The organism is Actinoplanes sp. NPDC021490 (genome assembly GCF_055562135.1).
Window position 1 is genome coordinate 149,222 of sequence record NZ_JBVHFW010000021.1, and the last position, 16,105, is coordinate 165,326.

Here is a 16,105-nt window from a genome sequence, read left to right on the forward strand (position 1 = left end):
GGGCTCGCAAAATAGGTCATACACTCCATCAGCACAGCACATCGCCGCGGGAGAATGCCGAAAAGGGCGGCCCCGCCAGGCCGCCCTTTCGGTGTGGGGATGAAGGTTCAGCCGTTCATCAGCTTGAGCATCTGCTGGATCTCGCCCTGGCGGGACTGCCGCACCCGCTCGGCGAACTTCTTGGTCTCCTCGTTCTTGCCGCCGGTCTTCTCGATCTTCGTCATCTCCATCGCCTGGTGCTGGTGGGCGAGGAAGAGGTTGAGGAACGCGGTGTCGAACGAGGCCGCCTTCACCGTGGTCAGCGCCTTGATCTCGGCCGCCCCGGTGCCGGGCAGGCCGCCGTGGTCGGCGTGCAGGCTGGGCGCCTTGTCGGCCTCGGTGTCCTTGCCCCAGCCGGTCAGCCACGACTGGATCATGGCGAGCTCGTCCTTCTCGGTGGCCTGAATGGCTTGGGCCATGACCTTGAGCTCGGGGTTCTTCGCCCGCTTCACGGCGGTCGAGGTCATCTCGAGTCCCTGCTTCTGGTGGAAGGCCATCATCTGCAGGAACATCACGTCGGTGTCGTTGAAATCGTCACCGGCCTTGATCTCGGCGACGGTCTCGGCCGCGACCGTGGCGGGACCGGTCGGCGCCGGTTCAGCCGAGTCGCGGGCCGTGCCGCAGGCTCCGAGCAGGAACGGTGCGACCAGGGCGGCGGCGATCAGGCGGCGCTTCACAGCGGCAGCCACAGCGCGAGGGTGTAGACCGACGGCTCCCAGCTGTTGATCGACGAGTGCGACTGGCGGCACTGGTACTTCGCGCCGTTGAAGGTGACCACGTCACCGGTCTTGTAGGCCGTGCCCGCAGCCCAGGCGCCACCCGCGGCGGGCGGGGCGGCGGTGGGCTTGGTCGGCGCGGCGGTCGGCGCAGCAGTCGGCGCCTTGGTCGGCGCGGCAGTCGGCGCGGTCGTGGGCGCCTTGGTCGGCGCGGCGGTCGGCGGAGTCGTGGGCTGGGTCGGCGTGTTGCCGCCACCGCCACCGCCGACGTTCAGGTCGACGCAGTTGTAGAAGGCGTTGCCGGTGTCGGCGATGTTCCACACGGCCAGCACCTTCTGGCGGCCCGGGAACTTGCTCAGGTTGATCGTGTGGTTGACCACCGCGGCCGGCTGCGCGCCGCCGTCGTCGATCGAGGCGACCCGCGTCCCGCCGATGAAGTACTCCCAGGTCGAGGTGCGGTGGCGCGCCGTGAGGACCCAGCTGAACTCCACCGAGGACCCGACCGACTTGGCCGGCCAGTTGCGCGACTCGTCGGCCAGCACCGAGAACCCGGCCACCCCGCCGTCACACGACTTCAGCCCCTTGGGGCCCTCGACGCTCTGCGGCTCGAACTGGATCTGCCCGCAGTTGGCAACGGCGCCCGACGCGCACAGCGCCTGGCGGCTCGGCGGGGACGACACGTATCCGTGGGCCGACGCCGGTGAGACGACTCCCAAGGTTGTGCCCGCGGTCATTCCGAGAGCTACCAGGGGGTAGGCGATCTTCCTGCGCATGTCGGCTCACTCCGTACTGTCTCGTTGCGGCAGTTACGGCGGGGACGCTATGGGCAGGTTCCATAACAGAGCCTTAAAGGCCCCAAAAACAATCATGAAACCGTGCGCCGGCTCCTTCGCGGCCGGGCCGGCGACTGCAGATAGATCCCGACCCGCGCGCCACCCAGCGGGCTGCGGGCGATCACCATCTCGCCGCCCGCCTGTTCGGCCGCGCGACGCACGATGTCGAGGCCCAGCCCGGTCGAGCCGGCCCCGCTGACGCCGCGCTGCACGGCCTTGGCCGGGTCGGCGATGCCGGGGCCGGCGTCGTCGACGAGCAGGCCCGCGGGCGAGACGCTGACCCGGAAAGCAGCCCGGTCGGGGGTGTGCGAAAAGACGTTGCCGAGCATCGCGTCGACGACCCCGATCAGCTCGCTGCGCGGGATCGGCAGCATCACCGGCTCCTCGCCGCCCACGACCTGCCACGGCCGTTCCTGGTCCTCGGCCAGCACCGACCAGAACGCGAGCCGGTCGGCCAGCACCTCAACCAGGTCGGTCTGCTCCTTGCCGCGCGCCGCCACCCCGAGCCGGGCGCCCTTGATGATCGCCTCGAGCTCCTCGTCGAGCAGGTCACAGGCCTGCCGCATCCGTTCGCCGATCGGGCCGGGCGGCATCGCCTCGGCGTCCAGCCGCAGCGCGGTCAGCGGGGTGCGCAGCCGGTGGGACAGGTCGGCCGCCAGCTCGCGTTCGCGTTCGAGCAGGCTGCTCAGGTCGTCGGCCATCGTGTTGAACGCGCTCGCGGCGTCCCGCAGCTCGCGCGGACCCTGCGGCTCGACCCTGGTCTCGAGGTCGCCCGCGCCCAGCCGCCGGGCCGAGCCGGCCAACTCCCGGGTGGCCCGCACGAGCTTGCTGCCCAGCCGGTCGGCGAACAGCGTCGAGCCGAGCACGAGCACAATCGCGAGGCCGCCGAGCACGAACCAGGCCGTCCACACCCCGCGGGTCAGTTCGTCGTCGGGCACGAAGACCTCGACCACTACCGTACGGCCGTCGGTGAGCACGGTCGGCTGCAGATAGACCATGCCGCCGTCGACCGGGGCCAGGGCCGACCGGCGGTCCTGCGAGGCGATCGCGATCTGGCCGCCCGCGGTGTGCGAGATCCCGATCGCGGCGACGTCGGGCAGGTGCACGGCGAGCCGGCCCTCACTGCCCGCGGTCGTGCTGGCCACCGCGTTGGTCAGCAGGGTCGGGTCGGCGTCGACGCCAAGCACCGTGACCAGCGACGTGGCCTGCTGACGGGCGTCGCTGACCGCCCGGTCGTGCGCGATCTGGCGGGTCGCCACGGCCAGCGGCACGAGGAACGCGAGCGCGACCATCGACGTGATCGCGAGGGCCAGCCGGTTGAGGGCCCACCTCATCGGGGATCGACCATCATGACCCCGACCCCGCGCACAGTGTGCAGGAAGCGGGGCTGGGCGGCGGTCTCGCCGAGCTTGCGGCGCAGCCACGAGATGTGCACGTCGATGGTCTGTTCCTCGCCGATCCGGGCCTGGTTCCAGACCTCGTTCATCAGCTCGCGCCGACTGATCACCTGGCCGACCCGCTCGGCCAGATAGGCCAGCACGTCGAACTCGCGCCGGGTCAGCTGCAGCGGCTCGCCTCGCAGCTCGGCCCGGCGCTGACGGGGACTGATCACCAGCTCGCCCACGGTGATCGCGGTCGGCGCCTCGTTGGTCGTGGCGCGGGAGCGGCGCAGCACGGCCGAGATGCGGGCCAGGATGTGCCCGCCCGAGAACGGCTTGGTCACATAGTCGTCGGCGCCCGCGCTGAGCAGGCTGATGATGTCGGCCTCGGAGCGTCGCGCGGTGGCCACGATGACCGGCACGTCCGACACCGAACGCATCATCCGCAGCGCGTCCGTGCCGTCGATGTCGGGCAGCCCAAGATCGAGGATGACCAGGTCCGGACGCTCGTCGGTGACGATCTTGAGAGCCTCGGCGGCCCGGCCGACCGGTCGCACAACGTGACCGGCGTCGGTCAGCGCGCGGGACAGCGCCGCCGTGATGATGCGGTCGTCCTCGACCAGCAGGATCATCGCCATGGCGTACACCATAGGGGCAGATGAGACGATGTCCTCGTGCGATCTTCCCGGTGGACGCCGATCGCGGGGTGGCTGGCCGCCACCGCGACGAGCATCGTGCTGGCCTCGGTAGCTCTGCTGCCGGTGCTGCGCACCAACGCGCCCGAGGACAGGGCGCTGGCTCAGCTGCCCGCCTCCGACGCCAGCGACTTCCCCGCGCCGTTACCCAAAGTGACGACTCCGGCACCAGCGAGCACTACGCCTTCGCCGGGCCGGGGCACGGCCACCAAGCCGCGGCCGACCGGGACGCGGACAACGACCACCACCACCACGCCACCACGACCGACGACCACCGCCCCCAAGCCGCCCGCCACCACGACCCCGCCGACCACGACCGAGGACGGCTGGACGGTCACCACCGCCGCCGACGGCAAGCGCACGTACGTGCGGTCGTTCCGGGTCGAGGGCGGGCAGGCGGTGATCCGGATGACCTCGGACGGGGTGGTCTCGCTGGTGACGGCGACCCCGGCCGATGGGTGGCAGGTCCAGAAAGTTCAGGACACACCGGACAACCTGGCCGTCTACTTCAACGAGACCGGCCACAGCTTCATCATCCACGCCACCTGGCACAACGACCGGCCGTTCACCGAGGTGAGTGAGATCGGCTCATAGGCCGTTGAGCTGCGGTTATCCCCGTACGAGAGGGGTAAGTGAACTCCGACGAAGGGAGCTCACTGATGACGACGCACACCGAGCAGCAACCGGTCGGCCAGCTGGTCAACCAGTTGAGCGAGCAGGTTTCGACGCTGGTCCGGGACGAGTTGACGCTGGCCCGGCTGGAGATGGTCGAGAAGGGCAAACGCGCGGGCGCCGGCGCCGGGCTGCTGGGCGGGGCCGGCGTGATCGCCCTGTACGGGCTGGGCGCGCTGTTCGTGACGATCGGGGCGCTGCTGGCGCTGGTCATGCCCGTGTGGGCGGCCGCGCTGATCGTGACCGTCGTGCTTTTCGCCGTCGCCGGGATCGCCGCGCTGATCGGCAAGAAGCAGGTCAAGCAGGCGGTGCCGCCGGAGCCGCTCGAGGCCATGGAGAGCGGCAAGCGTGACGTGGCCGCCGTGAAGTCGGCGTTCCAGGAGGGACGGCACTGATGAGTGAGACCAGATCGCGCGACGAAGTGCGCGAGGACATCGCCGAGACCCGGGCCGAGCTCGCCGAGACGGCCGCCGCCCTGGCCGCCAAGACGGACGTGAAAGCCCAGGTCAAGAACGCGGTGGCCGAAAAGAAGCAGACCGCCGCCGAAAAGGCCACCCAGGTCAAGGACGTTGCCGCGGAGAAGGCCGCCCAGGTCAAGGACGTTGCCGCCGAAAAGGCCACCCAGGTCAAGGAGGCCACCGCCGTCAAGACGCAGGCGGCGGCGGACAGCCTGGCGCACGTCAAGCAGTCGACGGCCGAGACCGCTTCCCGGGTGGCCGAGCACGCGGCGGACACGAAGGACCAGTTCGTCGGGCGCACGAACGCCCACGGGACTGTCCGGGAGCGCCGCCCGATGCCGCTGGCCCTCGCCGCCGTGCTGGCGGCTGCGGCGGCGGCAACACTGCTCTGGCGTCGCCGCCGCCGCTGAGAAAGCTCTAGGGAACGGCGTTCGAGGGGAAGTGCGACAGCAGCGCTTCCTCGAGAACGCCGTTCATCATCCGGGCGTACGTCCCGGTCAGATGGAAACGATTGCGATAGACGGTGACGTTGCCGATCACCGGTGTGCACGTCGCCGAGCACAGCCAAGGCAGCACCGGGACGTATCCCGCTCCGGACGCCTCGGCCGCGGACTGATCGGCGGCGTTCCACGTCCGCGCGGTGGCCACTTTGCGCGTGGTGAAGCAGGCCGTGACGTCGGCCTGGTGCGCGGCGAGACATTCCGGCGCGCTCTGGTCGAGCACCGGGGTGTCGCCCAGCACCACCACGTTGTCCGCCGATTTCCGCAGCGTACGCAGGGTTCGGGCGAGCCGGTCACGCCATTCGCCGGGCGAGATCAGCCGCCCGTCGGCGCCCTTCTGCGAGAAGCTCTCGTTGGTCACGACGACCAGTTCGGGGCGGGCCGCGGCGATCTGCCCGGCCACGAAGTCGCGGAACCGGTCGCACTCGCCGAAGACGCGCTGCTCCCGCTGGTTCCAGATGGTCATCGACAGGGACGGGCAGCCCGGCTTGCCATAGAACTGCAGCCGCCAGTGCCGCCGATCCGCGATCTCGGTCATCGCCGGCAACCACATCCCGGCGTGCGAGTCGCCGTAGAGCACCACGTCGGTCGCACTGGCCCGGTCGCCGAAGACGCACGCCTCCACCCGGTCGGCCTCCGGCCCGGCCTCGCACTTGTCGTTGTCGAAACCGACGTCCTCGGCGCTGGTGGCCAGCGACGGTGTGAGGTCGGCGGGCAGCCGGCGCAGGCTCGGCGCCTTGGCCACAGCCACCAGCACCTCGTCCAGGGCGATCTTGGGTGCGGGCGGCTGCTCGGGGACGCGCGGGGGTGGCGGCACGGCGGCGGCGCACCCGGCCAGCACCGACAGCACCGACAGCACGGCCACCAGCAGCGCCGGCCGGAACGTATGGGTCAGCTCAGGGCTGGGCATGCGCCGGCGCTCCTAGTCGGGGTCGGTATTCGGCGCTCCGGCCGGTGTCGGCCGCGGGCGAGGTCGACGTCTTCCACCTGGCGACCGCGAGCGGCGCCACGATCAGCCAGGCGGCCAGGGACAGGGTCAGCACCTGCGAGCGCCGCAGCCGGCGGTTGCGCCGGATCGGGTTCTCCAGGCCGAAGTACGTCGCCGCGGCGAGCCCGAGCGATCCGAGCACCAGCAGCGCGCGGACCAGTGCGGAGAGCGGTTCCCCGTACGTCTGCTGGGCGATGACCAGCACCGGCCAGTGCCACAGGTAGAACGAGTACGACAGCCGGCCCAGCCAGACCAGTGGCCACCGGCCGAGCACCGAATCCCCGCGACCGGCCAGCACCAGCACCGTCGCGATCACCGGCAGCGCCGCGGCGTACCCGGGAAAGGGTGTGGCGCCGTCGAAGGTGAGGGCGGCGATCACGATGAGGGACAGCCCGACGCCGGCCATCGCGGTCGCGAGCCGGTGCGGGATCCGGTCGAGCCGGGTCGCGGCCAGGGCGAGCAGGCAGCCGGCGCCGAGTTCCCAGGCGCGGGTGGCGGGCGAGTAGTACGCCCAGGTGCCGCTCTGCCCGATCGCGTAGGCCAGGGAGGCGGCCACGGCGGCGGCGAGCCAATATCCGATCGCCCACCGGAAGCCGAGCCAGATCAGCAGCACGATCGCGGCCGGCCAGACGAAGTAGAACTGTTCCTCGACGGCGAGCGACCAGAAGTGCTGCAGCGGCGAGACCGCGCCCTGCGACGTCAGGTAGTCGGCGCCCTCGGTGGCGAAGCGGAAGTTCGACGCGAACAGCGCCGACCAGGCGACTTCCTCGGAGATCTCGTCGCCGCGCAGGAAGCCGAGCCGGTTGTAGCTGACGAGCAACGTCGTGACCAGCACCAGCGCGGCCGCGGGCAGGATTCGCCGGGCCCGGCGGGCGTAGAAGTCGACCAGCGACACGGTTCCGGTCGCCCGGATCTCCCGCAGCATCAGCGAGGTGATCAGGAACCCGGAGATGACGAAGAAGACGTCAACGCCGACGTAGCCGCCGGCGACGCCGGGCACGCCCGCGTGAAAGAGGACGACCAGCAGGACCGCGACGGCGCGCAGTCCCTCGATGTCGGGCCGGAACCGCATGGCTTCCCGGCCGGCCGTGGGGGCCGCCGGGTGCCGTACGCCGGCAGTTGTCGTCTCGGTCATCGGCGCTCACGCTAAAGCCGCCTAAACCCGACAAAGTGCCATTTCCCGGTAAAAGCGCCCGACAAGGCACGGTTTCATGCGATCGCCGACGCCACCGGGATCCGTGTGCTAGCCGTCGCGGGCTGAACGGGCTCCACTACGCAGCAACTCTCGGGGCTGGTCGATAGCTCGATCACGGCGTCCAGGCGGTCGCGGGTGCGGGTCAGCTCGGCGATCTGGGCGTCGATCCGGTCGCGCTCCGCGGCCAGCCGGGCCCGCGACTCCGGGGTGCTGACGTTGGCATCGACGCACGGCAGCAGGTCGGCGATGGTGCGGCTGGTCAGCCCGGCCGCGTACAGGGTCTGGATGAGCCGCACCCGGTCGACCGCGGCCCCGGCGTAGTGCCGCTGACCGCTCCCGCTGCGCTCGGCGGTGAGAAGGCCCTGCTCCTCGTAGTAGCGCAGCGCTCGCACGCTCACGCCGGCCCGGTCGGCCAGCTCGCCGATACGCATGAAGACCTCCGTGACACTTGCCGCTGACGTCAACGTCAGATTCAGCGTAGCCCAGCGGGAACGCGACCCACCTAGCGATAGGCGCGGACGTCCGCGATCGACCACCAGCTGTCCGCGGCGGCGGTCAGGGTTATCCGGACGTAACGGGCACGATGCAACGACGCCGTCACGAACTGCCCGCTGCGAGAAGAGCCGACGGTGAACCACCGGGATCCGTCGAGCGAGGCGGTGACCGTGTATCCGCGCGGGTAATCGCCCAGGTCGGCGCCCGTGTCGAAGATGACCCGCCGCACCGGCTGGACCCGGCCCAGATCGACCTGCAGATACTGGCCCGGCGCCTGACCGGCGCCGGTGGTCCAGCGCGTGGTCGCGTCGTCGTCGACGGCCAGGGCCGCGTCCGCCGGCGGGTTCGCGGTGGCGGTCCAGCCCGTCGGGGCGATCGGCCGGTCGTCCGAGTGTCCACGCCAGACGAACGTGGCCAGCGCGCCGCCGGGCAGGGTGTATTCGAAGGTCCGGCCGCCGTACTGCACCGCGAACGCCTGCGGGTTGTCGTTCTCGTTGTGCGCGACCAGCACAGTGCTGCCGTCCGGGTTGACGAACACGACGTCGGTCACGCGGCCGTTCCAGCCGGTCGTGCCGAACGAGGTGCCGGCCACCCGTACGGCGCCCGGCCGCACGAATCGGGCGACGTGCCCGAGCGTGTAGAACTCGGCGTTGCGGGTGACCGTGCCGTCCGACGCGACGGTCAGCACGCCGGTGCACGTGCCGCAGCCCCCGTTGTGCGGGCCGTTGTTCTCGTCCAGGGCCAGGTTCCAATTGATCACCGTCTTGGCCCAGTTCCGGGTGTTGCCGATGATCAGGTTGCGGGCGTGCCACTTGAGCGTGTCCGAGAACGTGTCGGCCGGATTGCCCGACTGGCTGCCCGAGCACTCGGTGAAGTAGATGTCCTTGTTCGGGAACTCGTTGTGCAGCGCCGTCATCGCGCTCGGGTCGCCGTAGTAGCAGTGGTAGGCCGTCCCCTCGACCCAGCGGGCCGCCTCGGTGGAGAGCAGCTCCTGCGGGTAGTGGTTGATGTCGTTCACCGAGTCCGGCGGGGTATTGGCGGCGTCGTTCGGGTGCTCCGCCCAGTTGTGGTCGTACCCGAGGATCTTGGTGCGCTCCCCGGCGGCGCGCAGCATCGGGCCGAGCCGCTCGATCACCTTGGCGGCCTGCCACGAGGGCAGATCCATGCCGGGATAACCCGCGGGCGCCCGGTTCTGCGGCTCGTTCTGCAGGGTCAGCGTGTCGATCGGGACGCCTTCCCGCCGGTACGACTGCACGAACTTGACCAGATAGGCGGCGTACGCCCGATAGATCGCCGGAGAATCGATCAGCCGGCCCCCGGCCAGCGACCCGTTCGTCTTCATCCAGGCCGGCGGGCTCCACGGCGTGCCCATGACGCGCAGCTCGGGGTTGAGCCGGCGGGCCTGACGCAGCAGCGGCAGGATCCGGGCGCGGTCGTGGCCGACGCTGAAATGCCTGAGGGCGTAGTCGGTCTGCCCGGCGGGCACGTCGTCGTACGTGTAGGCCGGTCCGTCGACGAAGTCGGAGGCGCCGATGGGCTGGCGCAGATAGCTCAGCTTGTTGTCCCGGAACAGCGACTCCATCGCCGCGTTGCGGGCGCTCGGCGACAGCCGGTAGAGCACCGAGGCCGACGAGTCGGTGATCGAGGCGCCGAAGCCGGCGATGGTCTGGAAGCGGCGGTTCGGGTCGACCACCACGGTCGGCGCCTCCGACGCGGCCCGGCCGAACGCGACCGTGCCCTTGTCGGCCATCCGTTGCGTGCCGTCGGGCGTGGTGATCCAGACATGGGCGGTCGGTCTTGTTTCATGAGCCACGGCCGGCCCGGGCGCGGCCAGAACGGCTGCACCCAGCGCCACCAGCGCGGTTCCGAAGCGAGTCACGGGCGTCTCCCCATGTAACAAACTGAAACCTGTTCGGAATGTTTCTGATACGCACAGGGAACCCTTCCACCTCGAAGCTTGTCAATGTTTATGCTTCGGTGATGAAACACGGACCGACCGTCCGCGATATCGCCTCCCACGCGGGCGTGTCGATCGCGACGGTCTCGCGGGTGCTCAACGATCAGGAGCACGTCTCGCCCGGCACCCGCGAGCTGGTGCAGCAGGCCATCGACGAGCTGGGCGGCCGGGGTCCGCGCCGCCGACCGGCCCGCACCGGCGCGGTGTTCGTGCGCTGCCCGTACCTGCTGACCGACTACTTCGGACTGATCGTCTCGTCGATCGCCGAGACGCTCGACCTGCACGGCCGCCAGCTCGTCCTCAACGCCGGCGAGGCCGCCCAGCACTCCCCGGTGCTGGCGACGCTGGCCGGTCGGCCCGGCATCGGCGGCGCGATCGTGGTGCTGCCGCCCGAGCCCGGCGAGGAACTGATCGCCCTGCAGTCGGCCGGCTTCCCGTTCGTCATCGTCGACCCCCGCGAGACCGTCCCGCGCGACATCGCCGCCGTGTCCGCGGCCCACTTCGCCGGCTCCCGCAGCCTCACGGCCCACCTGACCGAACTCGGTCACCGCCGGATCGGGCTGCTGGCCGGGCCGGACAACTGGCTGGCCGGCGCGGCCCGCCGCGCGGGCCACGTCTCGGCTCTGGCCGACGCCGGGATGCTGCTGGATCCGCGGCTGGCCGTGGCGGGCCATCCCACCGTCCAGTTCGGATTTGAGGCGGCCCGGCATCTGCTCTCGGCCCACGACCGGCCGACCGCGCTGGTCGCCTTCAACGACAAGGTCGCCTCGGGCGCGATGGCCGCGGCCGACCAGCTGGGCCTGCGCGTGCCCGAGGACCTCTCGATCGGTGGCTTCGACGACATCGACCTGGCCCAGGCGACCCGCCCGGCGCTGACCACCGTGCGCCAGCCGCTGGCCGAGATGGGCCGCATCGCCGTGGGCCTGCTGATCCGGCTGCTCGACCATCACCGGCTGGACGCCCTGCACGTCGAGCTGGCTACGGAGCTGATAGTCCGCGACTCGACCGGTCCGGTGGGTCGCTGATCGCACCCCACTGGGCCCGGGGCAGCTCGGGCCGGGCCTGCTCCTGACCGAGGGGCGTCATCGACACCCGCGGGAGCGTGACGATGGCCGGATCGACCTCGACGGCCTGCACCACCGAGCCCCGGCCCTCGCTCTTGACGAGCACCATCGCGTACTCGGGAAGGTCCTGGAAGACGCGGGGCTCGACCACGTATTCGTAGACCCGCTCGGACGAACTCGCGTTGCTCCAGTTGGTGCCGTTGGCGGTCGACTCGGTCTGGCTCCAGTTGCGCGTCTTGCTCCAGTTCGTGCTGGTGTAACGGCGCAGGCCGTGCCGGGAGGCGCGCTCCCCCTTGGCGCCGCCCTTGGTCTCGGACTCGCCCACCGTGTCCGCGGTCGTGTGCGTTTCCTCGCCGCCGAGCGAGCGGGTCAGCCGGCTCAGCACGAACTTGTGCCCCCGGCCCACGAACTCGGCCGCCTGCGCCGCCTCCTGGTGGTTGCCCAGCCGCATCAGCGCGACCTCGCCGCCGCCGATGGTCTGCAGTGTCTCGGCCCGCAGGTGCTGGAAGAACAGCACGAGCCGGAGGCCGCGCCGCTCACACAGGGTGCTCAGCCGCTCGAGGGCCCGGTGGTCGATCTCGTCGGCGCCGAGCAGCAGCAGCGAGCCGATCGGGGCCGCCTCGCGGCGCACCTGGTGGCCCAGCCACTGCACCATCAGATCCTTGAGCAGCTCCTGCTGGGCCCGCCCGCCGCCACCCTCGGCGACCAGGCAGGTGAGGTCGGCCGGCGCGGTGGTGGCGGGTGCGCTGCCCATCTCGGCCAGCGGGTGCAGGAAGGCTTCGACGCGGCGGACCCGGGCTTCGTCGGGCCGGAGAGCAATCAGGCCGTCGGTCTCGGCCGGGGTCAGGGCCGCGGAGGGGGAACCGGACAGGGCCCGGAGCGCGGCCACCAGCCTCCCCATCGTCAACGAGGGGGCGAGGACCGTGGCGATCTGGTTGAGGAGCAGGGCATCCTGGGAACGCTCGGCCCGATTTCCCCCGCCCGGCACATCGCCGTACATGGCCTCCACGAGCCCGTCCACCAGCTCGGCCGGCTCCAGCCCGGCCACGAGATCGAACTCGGCCAGCTGGGCGGGCAGCACCACTTCGCGCACGGACCGGCCGGTGGTCTCGGCCAGTCGCATCAGCTCGCCCGGCAAGGCTTCGCCCGTGAGGTCGGCCAGCACCATGCGGCCCCGGGTGGCCAGCAGCGATCCGCCGAAGACGGTCAGAACCGCTTCCCACCCGTACGTCGTCCCGCCCACGATGTCGATCCGGCGGGTGCCCGGCGACGGGGCGGCGGCCGACCACTCCGGCATCTCGTCGACCCGGTTCTGCTGCTGCTGGTCGTGCCACTGGCGCCGGCTGTCCCAGGAGGAGTGCTCCACCGCGTACGAGCTCTGGGCCTGCTCCTCGGCCTCCGAGATGGACTTGCGGGCCAGCGCGGGCATGACGCCGGCCAGGATCGCCCCCGCCACACCGGCCAGGAAGGACAGACCGGTCATGAACAGCACGAGTGCCCGCGCGCCGTCGTTGTCGCGGGTCAGGACACCGCCGCAGCAACCGATCAGCACGGCCAGGCCGACTCCGGCGCCGAGCGAGATCAGGATGCGCTTGACCCGCCCGCGCAGCGCCCGGTCGAGCCGGCCCTGCAGCTCGGGATCGACGGCGGCCCGCTGCGGCGGCGGCTCGGCGAACGCCTGCCGGAACAGGTTGCGGTCATTGAAGATCCACCCGAGACGCTCGCCCGCGGTGGCGAGCTTGGACAGCGGATTCGAGGCGGGATCGGGGCTCGTCATCGCGGCGGACTCCGGGGCGTGGGAGGTATTCCCCAGACCGTACCGCCCTCGACCCGGCCCGGCTCGGAGCCGCCACTCCGAGCCGGGCACCCCCAGAACAAAGATCAAGCGACGACCGGAGCTCCCGTACGACGGAGGGCGGCGGCGATCAACCCGAAGCCCGCGACCAGGACCAGCGGTCCGGCCACCCCGATCGGGCCGAGCCCGAGCAGGAAGAACCCGGCGAATCCGGCCCCGACGACGACCGGCACCCACCAGCGGACCAGCCCATCGACCGCCGCCCCGGCCGCCACCAGGATCAGCCCCAGGAAGGTCAGCACCATCCCCGGCAGCACCCACCCGAGCGAGAAGGTGGCATAGCCGCCGGTCAGCTCCTGGGCCCGATCGGCCACCGCGTCACCCAGGGCCTGCCGCGCGGCCAGGTCGAGGCAGTCGCCGAACATCAGCGCGCTGAAATTGATCAGGCCGAGCACCGCCAGGCCGGACACCACCCGGGTGAACCGGCCGCCGCGCGACGCCACCGCGAGCACCGCCGGCACGAACAGCACCCAGGCCAGATGCAGGAAGAACGCGCTGGCTTGCCAGAGCACCGGGTGGTCGAGTTCCGGGGCGGGCGGCACCGTCGCCATGCCGACCGCGAAGGAGAGCGGCGCCGCGACCAGACAGACGATTCCCGCCGTACGCCGGAACGCCCCGAAACGGTCCGGCTCCTCTTCCCCGGACGAGGAGGCGGGGCCGATGCTCAGGACCCGGCGTGCGGCCAGTACGCCCGCCACCACCAGCACGGTCGGCCCGGTCAGGTTCAGCGGCACCGGCGAGATCGCGAAGAGCAGGTAGAGCACCGCCCCGGTCAGGAACAGCCCCGCCATCCACCAGTTGATCACCCGCGCCCTCCACAGGGCGATCGGTGTGACCAGCAGCGCGACCGCCCAACCGGCGATCCCGGGAATCTGCCACCCCCACACCGCCCACGTCATCGCGCCCATCCGGTCGTCGTACGCGGTCAGCTGCGCGTCCGTGAGCCCGGGCTGCTGTTCCAGGCTGAGCAGCCCGAAGTCGGCCGCCATCAGCGCCGAGAACGTCACCAGCCCGAACACCGTCGCCACCCAGGCCACCACGGCGAGCGCGAAGCCCCGCCTGCGCACCAGGGCCAGCAACCCCAGAAGGGCGGGCACATAGAGCACCCACGCCCAGTGCAGCAGCAGCGAGTGCCACTGCGTCGCCTCCGGGTGCTGCCGATAGATCCCGTAGCCCTGGGCCTCGCCGAGCGCCGGATCTATGCCGGTCGACACCGCCAGCGCGATCGGTGCCAGCACCAGGCCGGCCGCCGTTGCCTTACGCCACATAGTCATGACCGGGAAAGTTAGGGAACAGGGGCCGCCCGGTAACCCGTACGCGGAATGAGCTCGTCTCCCCCGCGCGGCGGAGACCCCGTCATCCTCGAGGCGGGTTCCGCGCGCGCCCGCGGCCCCTAGATTCAGCTCATGCGGTTGCGACCCACCGACCTGGCGCTGACCGGCGGTTTCGTGTTGTTCGCGCTGGCCGAGGAGTTCCTGATCGCCATGCCGGGCCGGTGGTGGCCGATCGTGCTCGCCGTCTCGGCCGGCCTGGTGCTGGTGCGCCGGTTCGTGCCGCTGCTCGCCCTGGCGCCGCACATCGTCGAGCCGCTGCCGTTCTTCTACCGCCCGGCCGTGATCGCCGGCGAGCAGACGGTCAACTTCCGGCTCTGGCAGCTGGTCGGCGCGATGATCATCATCTACACGGCCGGCCGGTACGTGCCACCGTCGCGCGAGAGCCGTCGCGGGCTGATCGGCGCCGGGCTGATCGCGCTCACCTTCGTCGCCTACCTGATCAGTGACCCCGGCGATCCGATGGCTGCGTTGTTCTTCCCGATCGCGCCGTACGTGCTCGGGGTCGCGCTGTCGGTGCAGGCCCGGCGCAGCGCCGACGCGGCCTCGGCCCGGGCCGCCATCCGCGAGCAGCACGCCCGCGAGGCGGTCATGGAGGAGCGGGTGCGCATCGCCCGCGAGCTGCACGACATGGTGGCGCACAGCGTGACCGTGATGGTGATCCAGGCCGGGGTGGTGCGACGGCGGCTGGACGCGGGTCTGCCGGTCGACCGGGAGCTGCTGCAGAGCATCGAGTCGTCCGGCCGGGACGCGGTCGGCGAGCTGCGCCGTACGCTCGGCCTGTTGCGCGGCGAAGGGGCCGACAGCGCGCAGCCCCCGGTCGGGCTCGACCGGCTCGACGACCTGGTCGCGCAGGTCCGCGAGGCCGGGCTGCCGGTCACCGTACGCCGAGAGGGTGACCCGGTGCCGGTGCCGCCGGCAATCGACGTGTCGGCGTACCGGATCGTGCAGGAGGCCCTGACCAACGTGTTGCGCCACGCCGGACCGGCCCGGGCCACGGTCACCGTCGGCTTCCACGACGACGGGCTGCGCCTGCGGGTGGTCAACGACGGCCGGAAGGCGTCCGTGAGCGGCGGCGGCCAGGGGCTGATCGGCATGCGGGAACGGGCGGCCCTGTTCGGCGGCGAGCTGACGGCCGGCCCGCGCGAGGACGGCGGCTTCGCCATGAGCGCCCGGCTCCCCCTGCCGGTGGCGGCGACCGCGTGACCATCTCCGTCGTGATCGCCGACGACCAGCGGATGGTCCGGGCCGGTCTGCGCATGGTGATCGAGACCGAGCCCGACATCGCCGTGGTGGGCGAGGCCGGCGACGGGGTCGAGGCGGTCGCGCTGGCCCGCCGCGTCCGGCCCGACGTCGTGCTGATGGACATCGCCATGCCCCGGCAGGACGGCCTGGCCGCCACCAGCACGCTGCTGGGCTCGCCGCATCCGCCGCGGGTGATCATGCTGACGACCTTCGACACCGACGAGAACCTCTATCGGGCGCTGCGGGCCGGGGCGAGCGGGTTCCTGCTCAAGGTGTCGTCGCCGGAACACCTGATCACCGCGATCCGGGTCGTCGCGGCGGGCGAGGCGCTGCTCGACCCGGCCATCACGACCCGGGTCATCTCCGCCTTCGCCGGGCAGCCCGGGCCGCGGCCACCGGCCGAGCTGGGCGAGCTGACCCCGCGCGAGGCCGAGGTGCTGCGGCTGGTGGCCCGGGGGCTGTCGAACGCCGAGATCGCGGCCGAGCTGACGGTCGGCGACGCCACGGTCAAGACCCACGTGGCCCGTGTGCTGATGAAGCTCGGGCTGCGCGACCGGGTGCAGGCGGTCGTTTTCGCGTACGAGTCCGGGCTCGTCCGGGCCGGAGAAAATGGCCGGACCGCCCCACGGTGGCCCGCGTGAACCGGGAAAATCGACCGGGTGAGCGTCGAATCTGCCCCGAAC

Annotated in this window: 16 protein-coding genes; 6 read left to right on the top strand and 10 right to left on the bottom strand. The window is 71.3% G+C overall.

Annotated features, from left to right (window positions below; genetic code table 11):
• Positions 1–107: 107 nt before the first annotated feature.
• The 4 genes from ACZ3I4_RS40445 to ACZ3I4_RS40460 all read right to left on the bottom strand — a co-directional run bounded on the left by ACZ3I4_RS40445 (position 108) and on the right by ACZ3I4_RS40460 (position 3,605).
• Entirely contained in the window at positions 108–728 is a 621-nt protein-coding gene (locus ACZ3I4_RS40445; protein ID WP_465387408.1) for a DUF305 domain-containing protein, read from the bottom strand.
• On the bottom strand, positions 713–1,528 hold the full coding sequence (locus tag ACZ3I4_RS40450; protein ID WP_465387409.1) for a lytic polysaccharide monooxygenase: 816 nt from the start codon (positions 1,526–1,528) through the stop codon (positions 713–715). Before ACZ3I4_RS40450 ends, ACZ3I4_RS40445 begins: the two co-directional genes overlap by 16 nt.
• 92 nt (positions 1,529–1,620) lie before the next feature.
• Positions 1,621–2,922 carry a HAMP domain-containing protein gene (locus ACZ3I4_RS40455; RefSeq protein ID WP_465387410.1) on the bottom strand — a complete coding sequence of 434 codons (1,302 nt, stop codon included), beginning with the start codon at positions 2,920–2,922 and terminating at the stop codon, positions 1,621–1,623.
• The gene (locus tag ACZ3I4_RS40460) at positions 2,919–3,605 is read right to left on the bottom strand and encodes a response regulator transcription factor (protein ID WP_465387411.1); all 687 of its coding nucleotides are present in this window, start codon (positions 3,603–3,605) and stop codon (positions 2,919–2,921) included. Before ACZ3I4_RS40460 ends, ACZ3I4_RS40455 begins: the two co-directional genes overlap by 4 nt.
• 36 nt (positions 3,606–3,641) lie before the next feature.
• Here ACZ3I4_RS40460 and ACZ3I4_RS40465 point away from each other — a divergent pair, with 36 nt between their 5' ends.
• The 3 genes from ACZ3I4_RS40465 to ACZ3I4_RS40475 all read left to right on the top strand — a co-directional run bounded on the left by ACZ3I4_RS40465 (position 3,642) and on the right by ACZ3I4_RS40475 (position 5,202).
• Positions 3,642–4,256 (top strand): DNA mismatch repair protein MutL, encoded by a 615-nt coding sequence (locus tag ACZ3I4_RS40465; protein ID WP_465387412.1) that lies wholly within the window; start codon positions 3,642–3,644, stop codon positions 4,254–4,256.
• Between the two features lie 65 nt (positions 4,257–4,321).
• Complete coding sequence (locus ACZ3I4_RS40470) at positions 4,322–4,729, top strand: phage holin family protein (protein WP_465387413.1); 408 nt, start codon at positions 4,322–4,324, stop codon at positions 4,727–4,729.
• Positions 4,729–5,202 (top strand): DUF3618 domain-containing protein, encoded by a 474-nt coding sequence (locus ACZ3I4_RS40475; RefSeq protein ID WP_465387414.1) that lies wholly within the window; start codon positions 4,729–4,731, stop codon positions 5,200–5,202. Before ACZ3I4_RS40470 ends, ACZ3I4_RS40475 begins: the two co-directional genes overlap by 1 nt.
• Positions 5,203–5,209: 7 nt before the next feature.
• Here the strand turns inward: ACZ3I4_RS40475 and ACZ3I4_RS40480 are convergent, their stop codons facing one another.
• The 4 genes from ACZ3I4_RS40480 to ACZ3I4_RS40495 form a co-directional block, all read right to left on the bottom strand.
• Positions 5,210–6,202, bottom strand: a complete 993-nt coding sequence (locus ACZ3I4_RS40480) for an SGNH hydrolase domain-containing protein (RefSeq protein WP_465387415.1) — start codon at positions 6,200–6,202, stop codon at positions 5,210–5,212.
• Positions 6,189–7,415 (bottom strand): acyltransferase family protein, encoded by a 1,227-nt coding sequence (locus tag ACZ3I4_RS40485; protein ID WP_465387416.1) that lies wholly within the window; start codon positions 7,413–7,415, stop codon positions 6,189–6,191. Before ACZ3I4_RS40485 ends, ACZ3I4_RS40480 begins: the two co-directional genes overlap by 14 nt.
• A gap of 74 nt (positions 7,416–7,489) precedes the next feature.
• Positions 7,490–7,906 carry a MerR family transcriptional regulator gene (locus tag ACZ3I4_RS40490; RefSeq protein ID WP_465387417.1) on the bottom strand — a complete coding sequence of 139 codons (417 nt, stop codon included), beginning with the start codon at positions 7,904–7,906 and terminating at the stop codon, positions 7,490–7,492.
• 71 nt (positions 7,907–7,977) lie between these two features.
• Positions 7,978–9,849 carry a discoidin domain-containing protein gene (locus ACZ3I4_RS40495; protein ID WP_465387418.1) on the bottom strand — a complete coding sequence of 624 codons (1,872 nt, stop codon included), beginning with the start codon at positions 9,847–9,849 and terminating at the stop codon, positions 7,978–7,980.
• 101 nt (positions 9,850–9,950) lie between these two features.
• Here ACZ3I4_RS40495 and ACZ3I4_RS40500 point away from each other — a divergent pair, with 101 nt between their 5' ends.
• Positions 9,951–10,952, top strand: a complete 1,002-nt coding sequence (locus ACZ3I4_RS40500) for a LacI family DNA-binding transcriptional regulator (protein WP_465387419.1) — start codon at positions 9,951–9,953, stop codon at positions 10,950–10,952.
• Here ACZ3I4_RS40500 and ACZ3I4_RS40505 read toward each other — a convergent pair.
• Together ACZ3I4_RS40505 and ACZ3I4_RS40510 are read right to left on the bottom strand one after the other, a co-directional pair.
• Positions 10,906–12,768, bottom strand: coding sequence for a DUF389 domain-containing protein (locus ACZ3I4_RS40505; protein WP_465387420.1), 1,863 nt, complete (start codon positions 12,766–12,768; stop codon positions 10,906–10,908). The two genes, ACZ3I4_RS40500 and ACZ3I4_RS40505, sit on opposite strands and share 47 nt — an antisense overlap.
• Positions 12,769–12,872: 104 nt before the next feature.
• Complete coding sequence (locus ACZ3I4_RS40510) at positions 12,873–14,120, bottom strand: hypothetical protein (RefSeq protein WP_465387421.1); 1,248 nt, start codon at positions 14,118–14,120, stop codon at positions 12,873–12,875.
• A gap of 132 nt (positions 14,121–14,252) precedes the next feature.
• Between ACZ3I4_RS40510 and ACZ3I4_RS40515 the strand changes: the two genes are divergently transcribed.
• Both ACZ3I4_RS40515 and ACZ3I4_RS40520 read left to right on the top strand, forming a co-directional pair.
• The gene (locus ACZ3I4_RS40515) at positions 14,253–15,383 is read left to right on the top strand and encodes a sensor histidine kinase (protein ID WP_465387422.1); all 1,131 of its coding nucleotides are present in this window, start codon (positions 14,253–14,255) and stop codon (positions 15,381–15,383) included.
• Between the two features lie 32 nt (positions 15,384–15,415).
• Positions 15,416–16,063: a response regulator gene (locus ACZ3I4_RS40520; RefSeq protein ID WP_465387488.1), complete on the top strand. Its 648-nt coding sequence runs from the start codon at positions 15,416–15,418 to the stop codon at positions 16,061–16,063.
• Positions 16,064–16,105 lie beyond the last annotated feature (42 nt).

Coding starts and splice junctions, on each gene's coding strand:
- ACZ3I4_RS40515 (WP_465387422.1), top strand. CDS start 14,253: ATGCGGTTGCGACCCACCGACCTGGCGCTGACCGGCGGTTTCGTGTTG.
- ACZ3I4_RS40460 (WP_465387411.1), bottom strand. CDS start 3,605: ATGGCGATGATCCTGCTGGTCGAGGACGACCGCATCATCACGGCGGCG.
- ACZ3I4_RS40480 (WP_465387415.1), bottom strand. CDS start 6,202: ATGCCCAGCCCTGAGCTGACCCATACGTTCCGGCCGGCGCTGCTGGTG.
- ACZ3I4_RS40505 (WP_465387420.1), bottom strand. CDS start 12,768: ATGACGAGCCCCGATCCCGCCTCGAATCCGCTGTCCAAGCTCGCCACC.
- ACZ3I4_RS40520 (WP_465387488.1), top strand. CDS start 15,416: ATGGTCCGGGCCGGTCTGCGCATGGTGATCGAGACCGAGCCCGACATC.
- ACZ3I4_RS40510 (WP_465387421.1), bottom strand. CDS start 14,120: ATGACTATGTGGCGTAAGGCAACGGCGGCCGGCCTGGTGCTGGCACCG.
- ACZ3I4_RS40455 (WP_465387410.1), bottom strand. CDS start 2,922: ATGAGGTGGGCCCTCAACCGGCTGGCCCTCGCGATCACGTCGATGGTC.
- ACZ3I4_RS40450 (WP_465387409.1), bottom strand. CDS start 1,528: ATGCGCAGGAAGATCGCCTACCCCCTGGTAGCTCTCGGAATGACCGCG.
- ACZ3I4_RS40485 (WP_465387416.1), bottom strand. CDS start 7,415: ATGACCGAGACGACAACTGCCGGCGTACGGCACCCGGCGGCCCCCACG.
- ACZ3I4_RS40490 (WP_465387417.1), bottom strand. CDS start 7,906: ATGCGTATCGGCGAGCTGGCCGACCGGGCCGGCGTGAGCGTGCGAGCG.
- ACZ3I4_RS40500 (WP_465387419.1), top strand. CDS start 9,951: ATGAAACACGGACCGACCGTCCGCGATATCGCCTCCCACGCGGGCGTG.
- ACZ3I4_RS40470 (WP_465387413.1), top strand. CDS start 4,322: ATGACGACGCACACCGAGCAGCAACCGGTCGGCCAGCTGGTCAACCAG.
- ACZ3I4_RS40475 (WP_465387414.1), top strand. CDS start 4,729: ATGAGTGAGACCAGATCGCGCGACGAAGTGCGCGAGGACATCGCCGAG.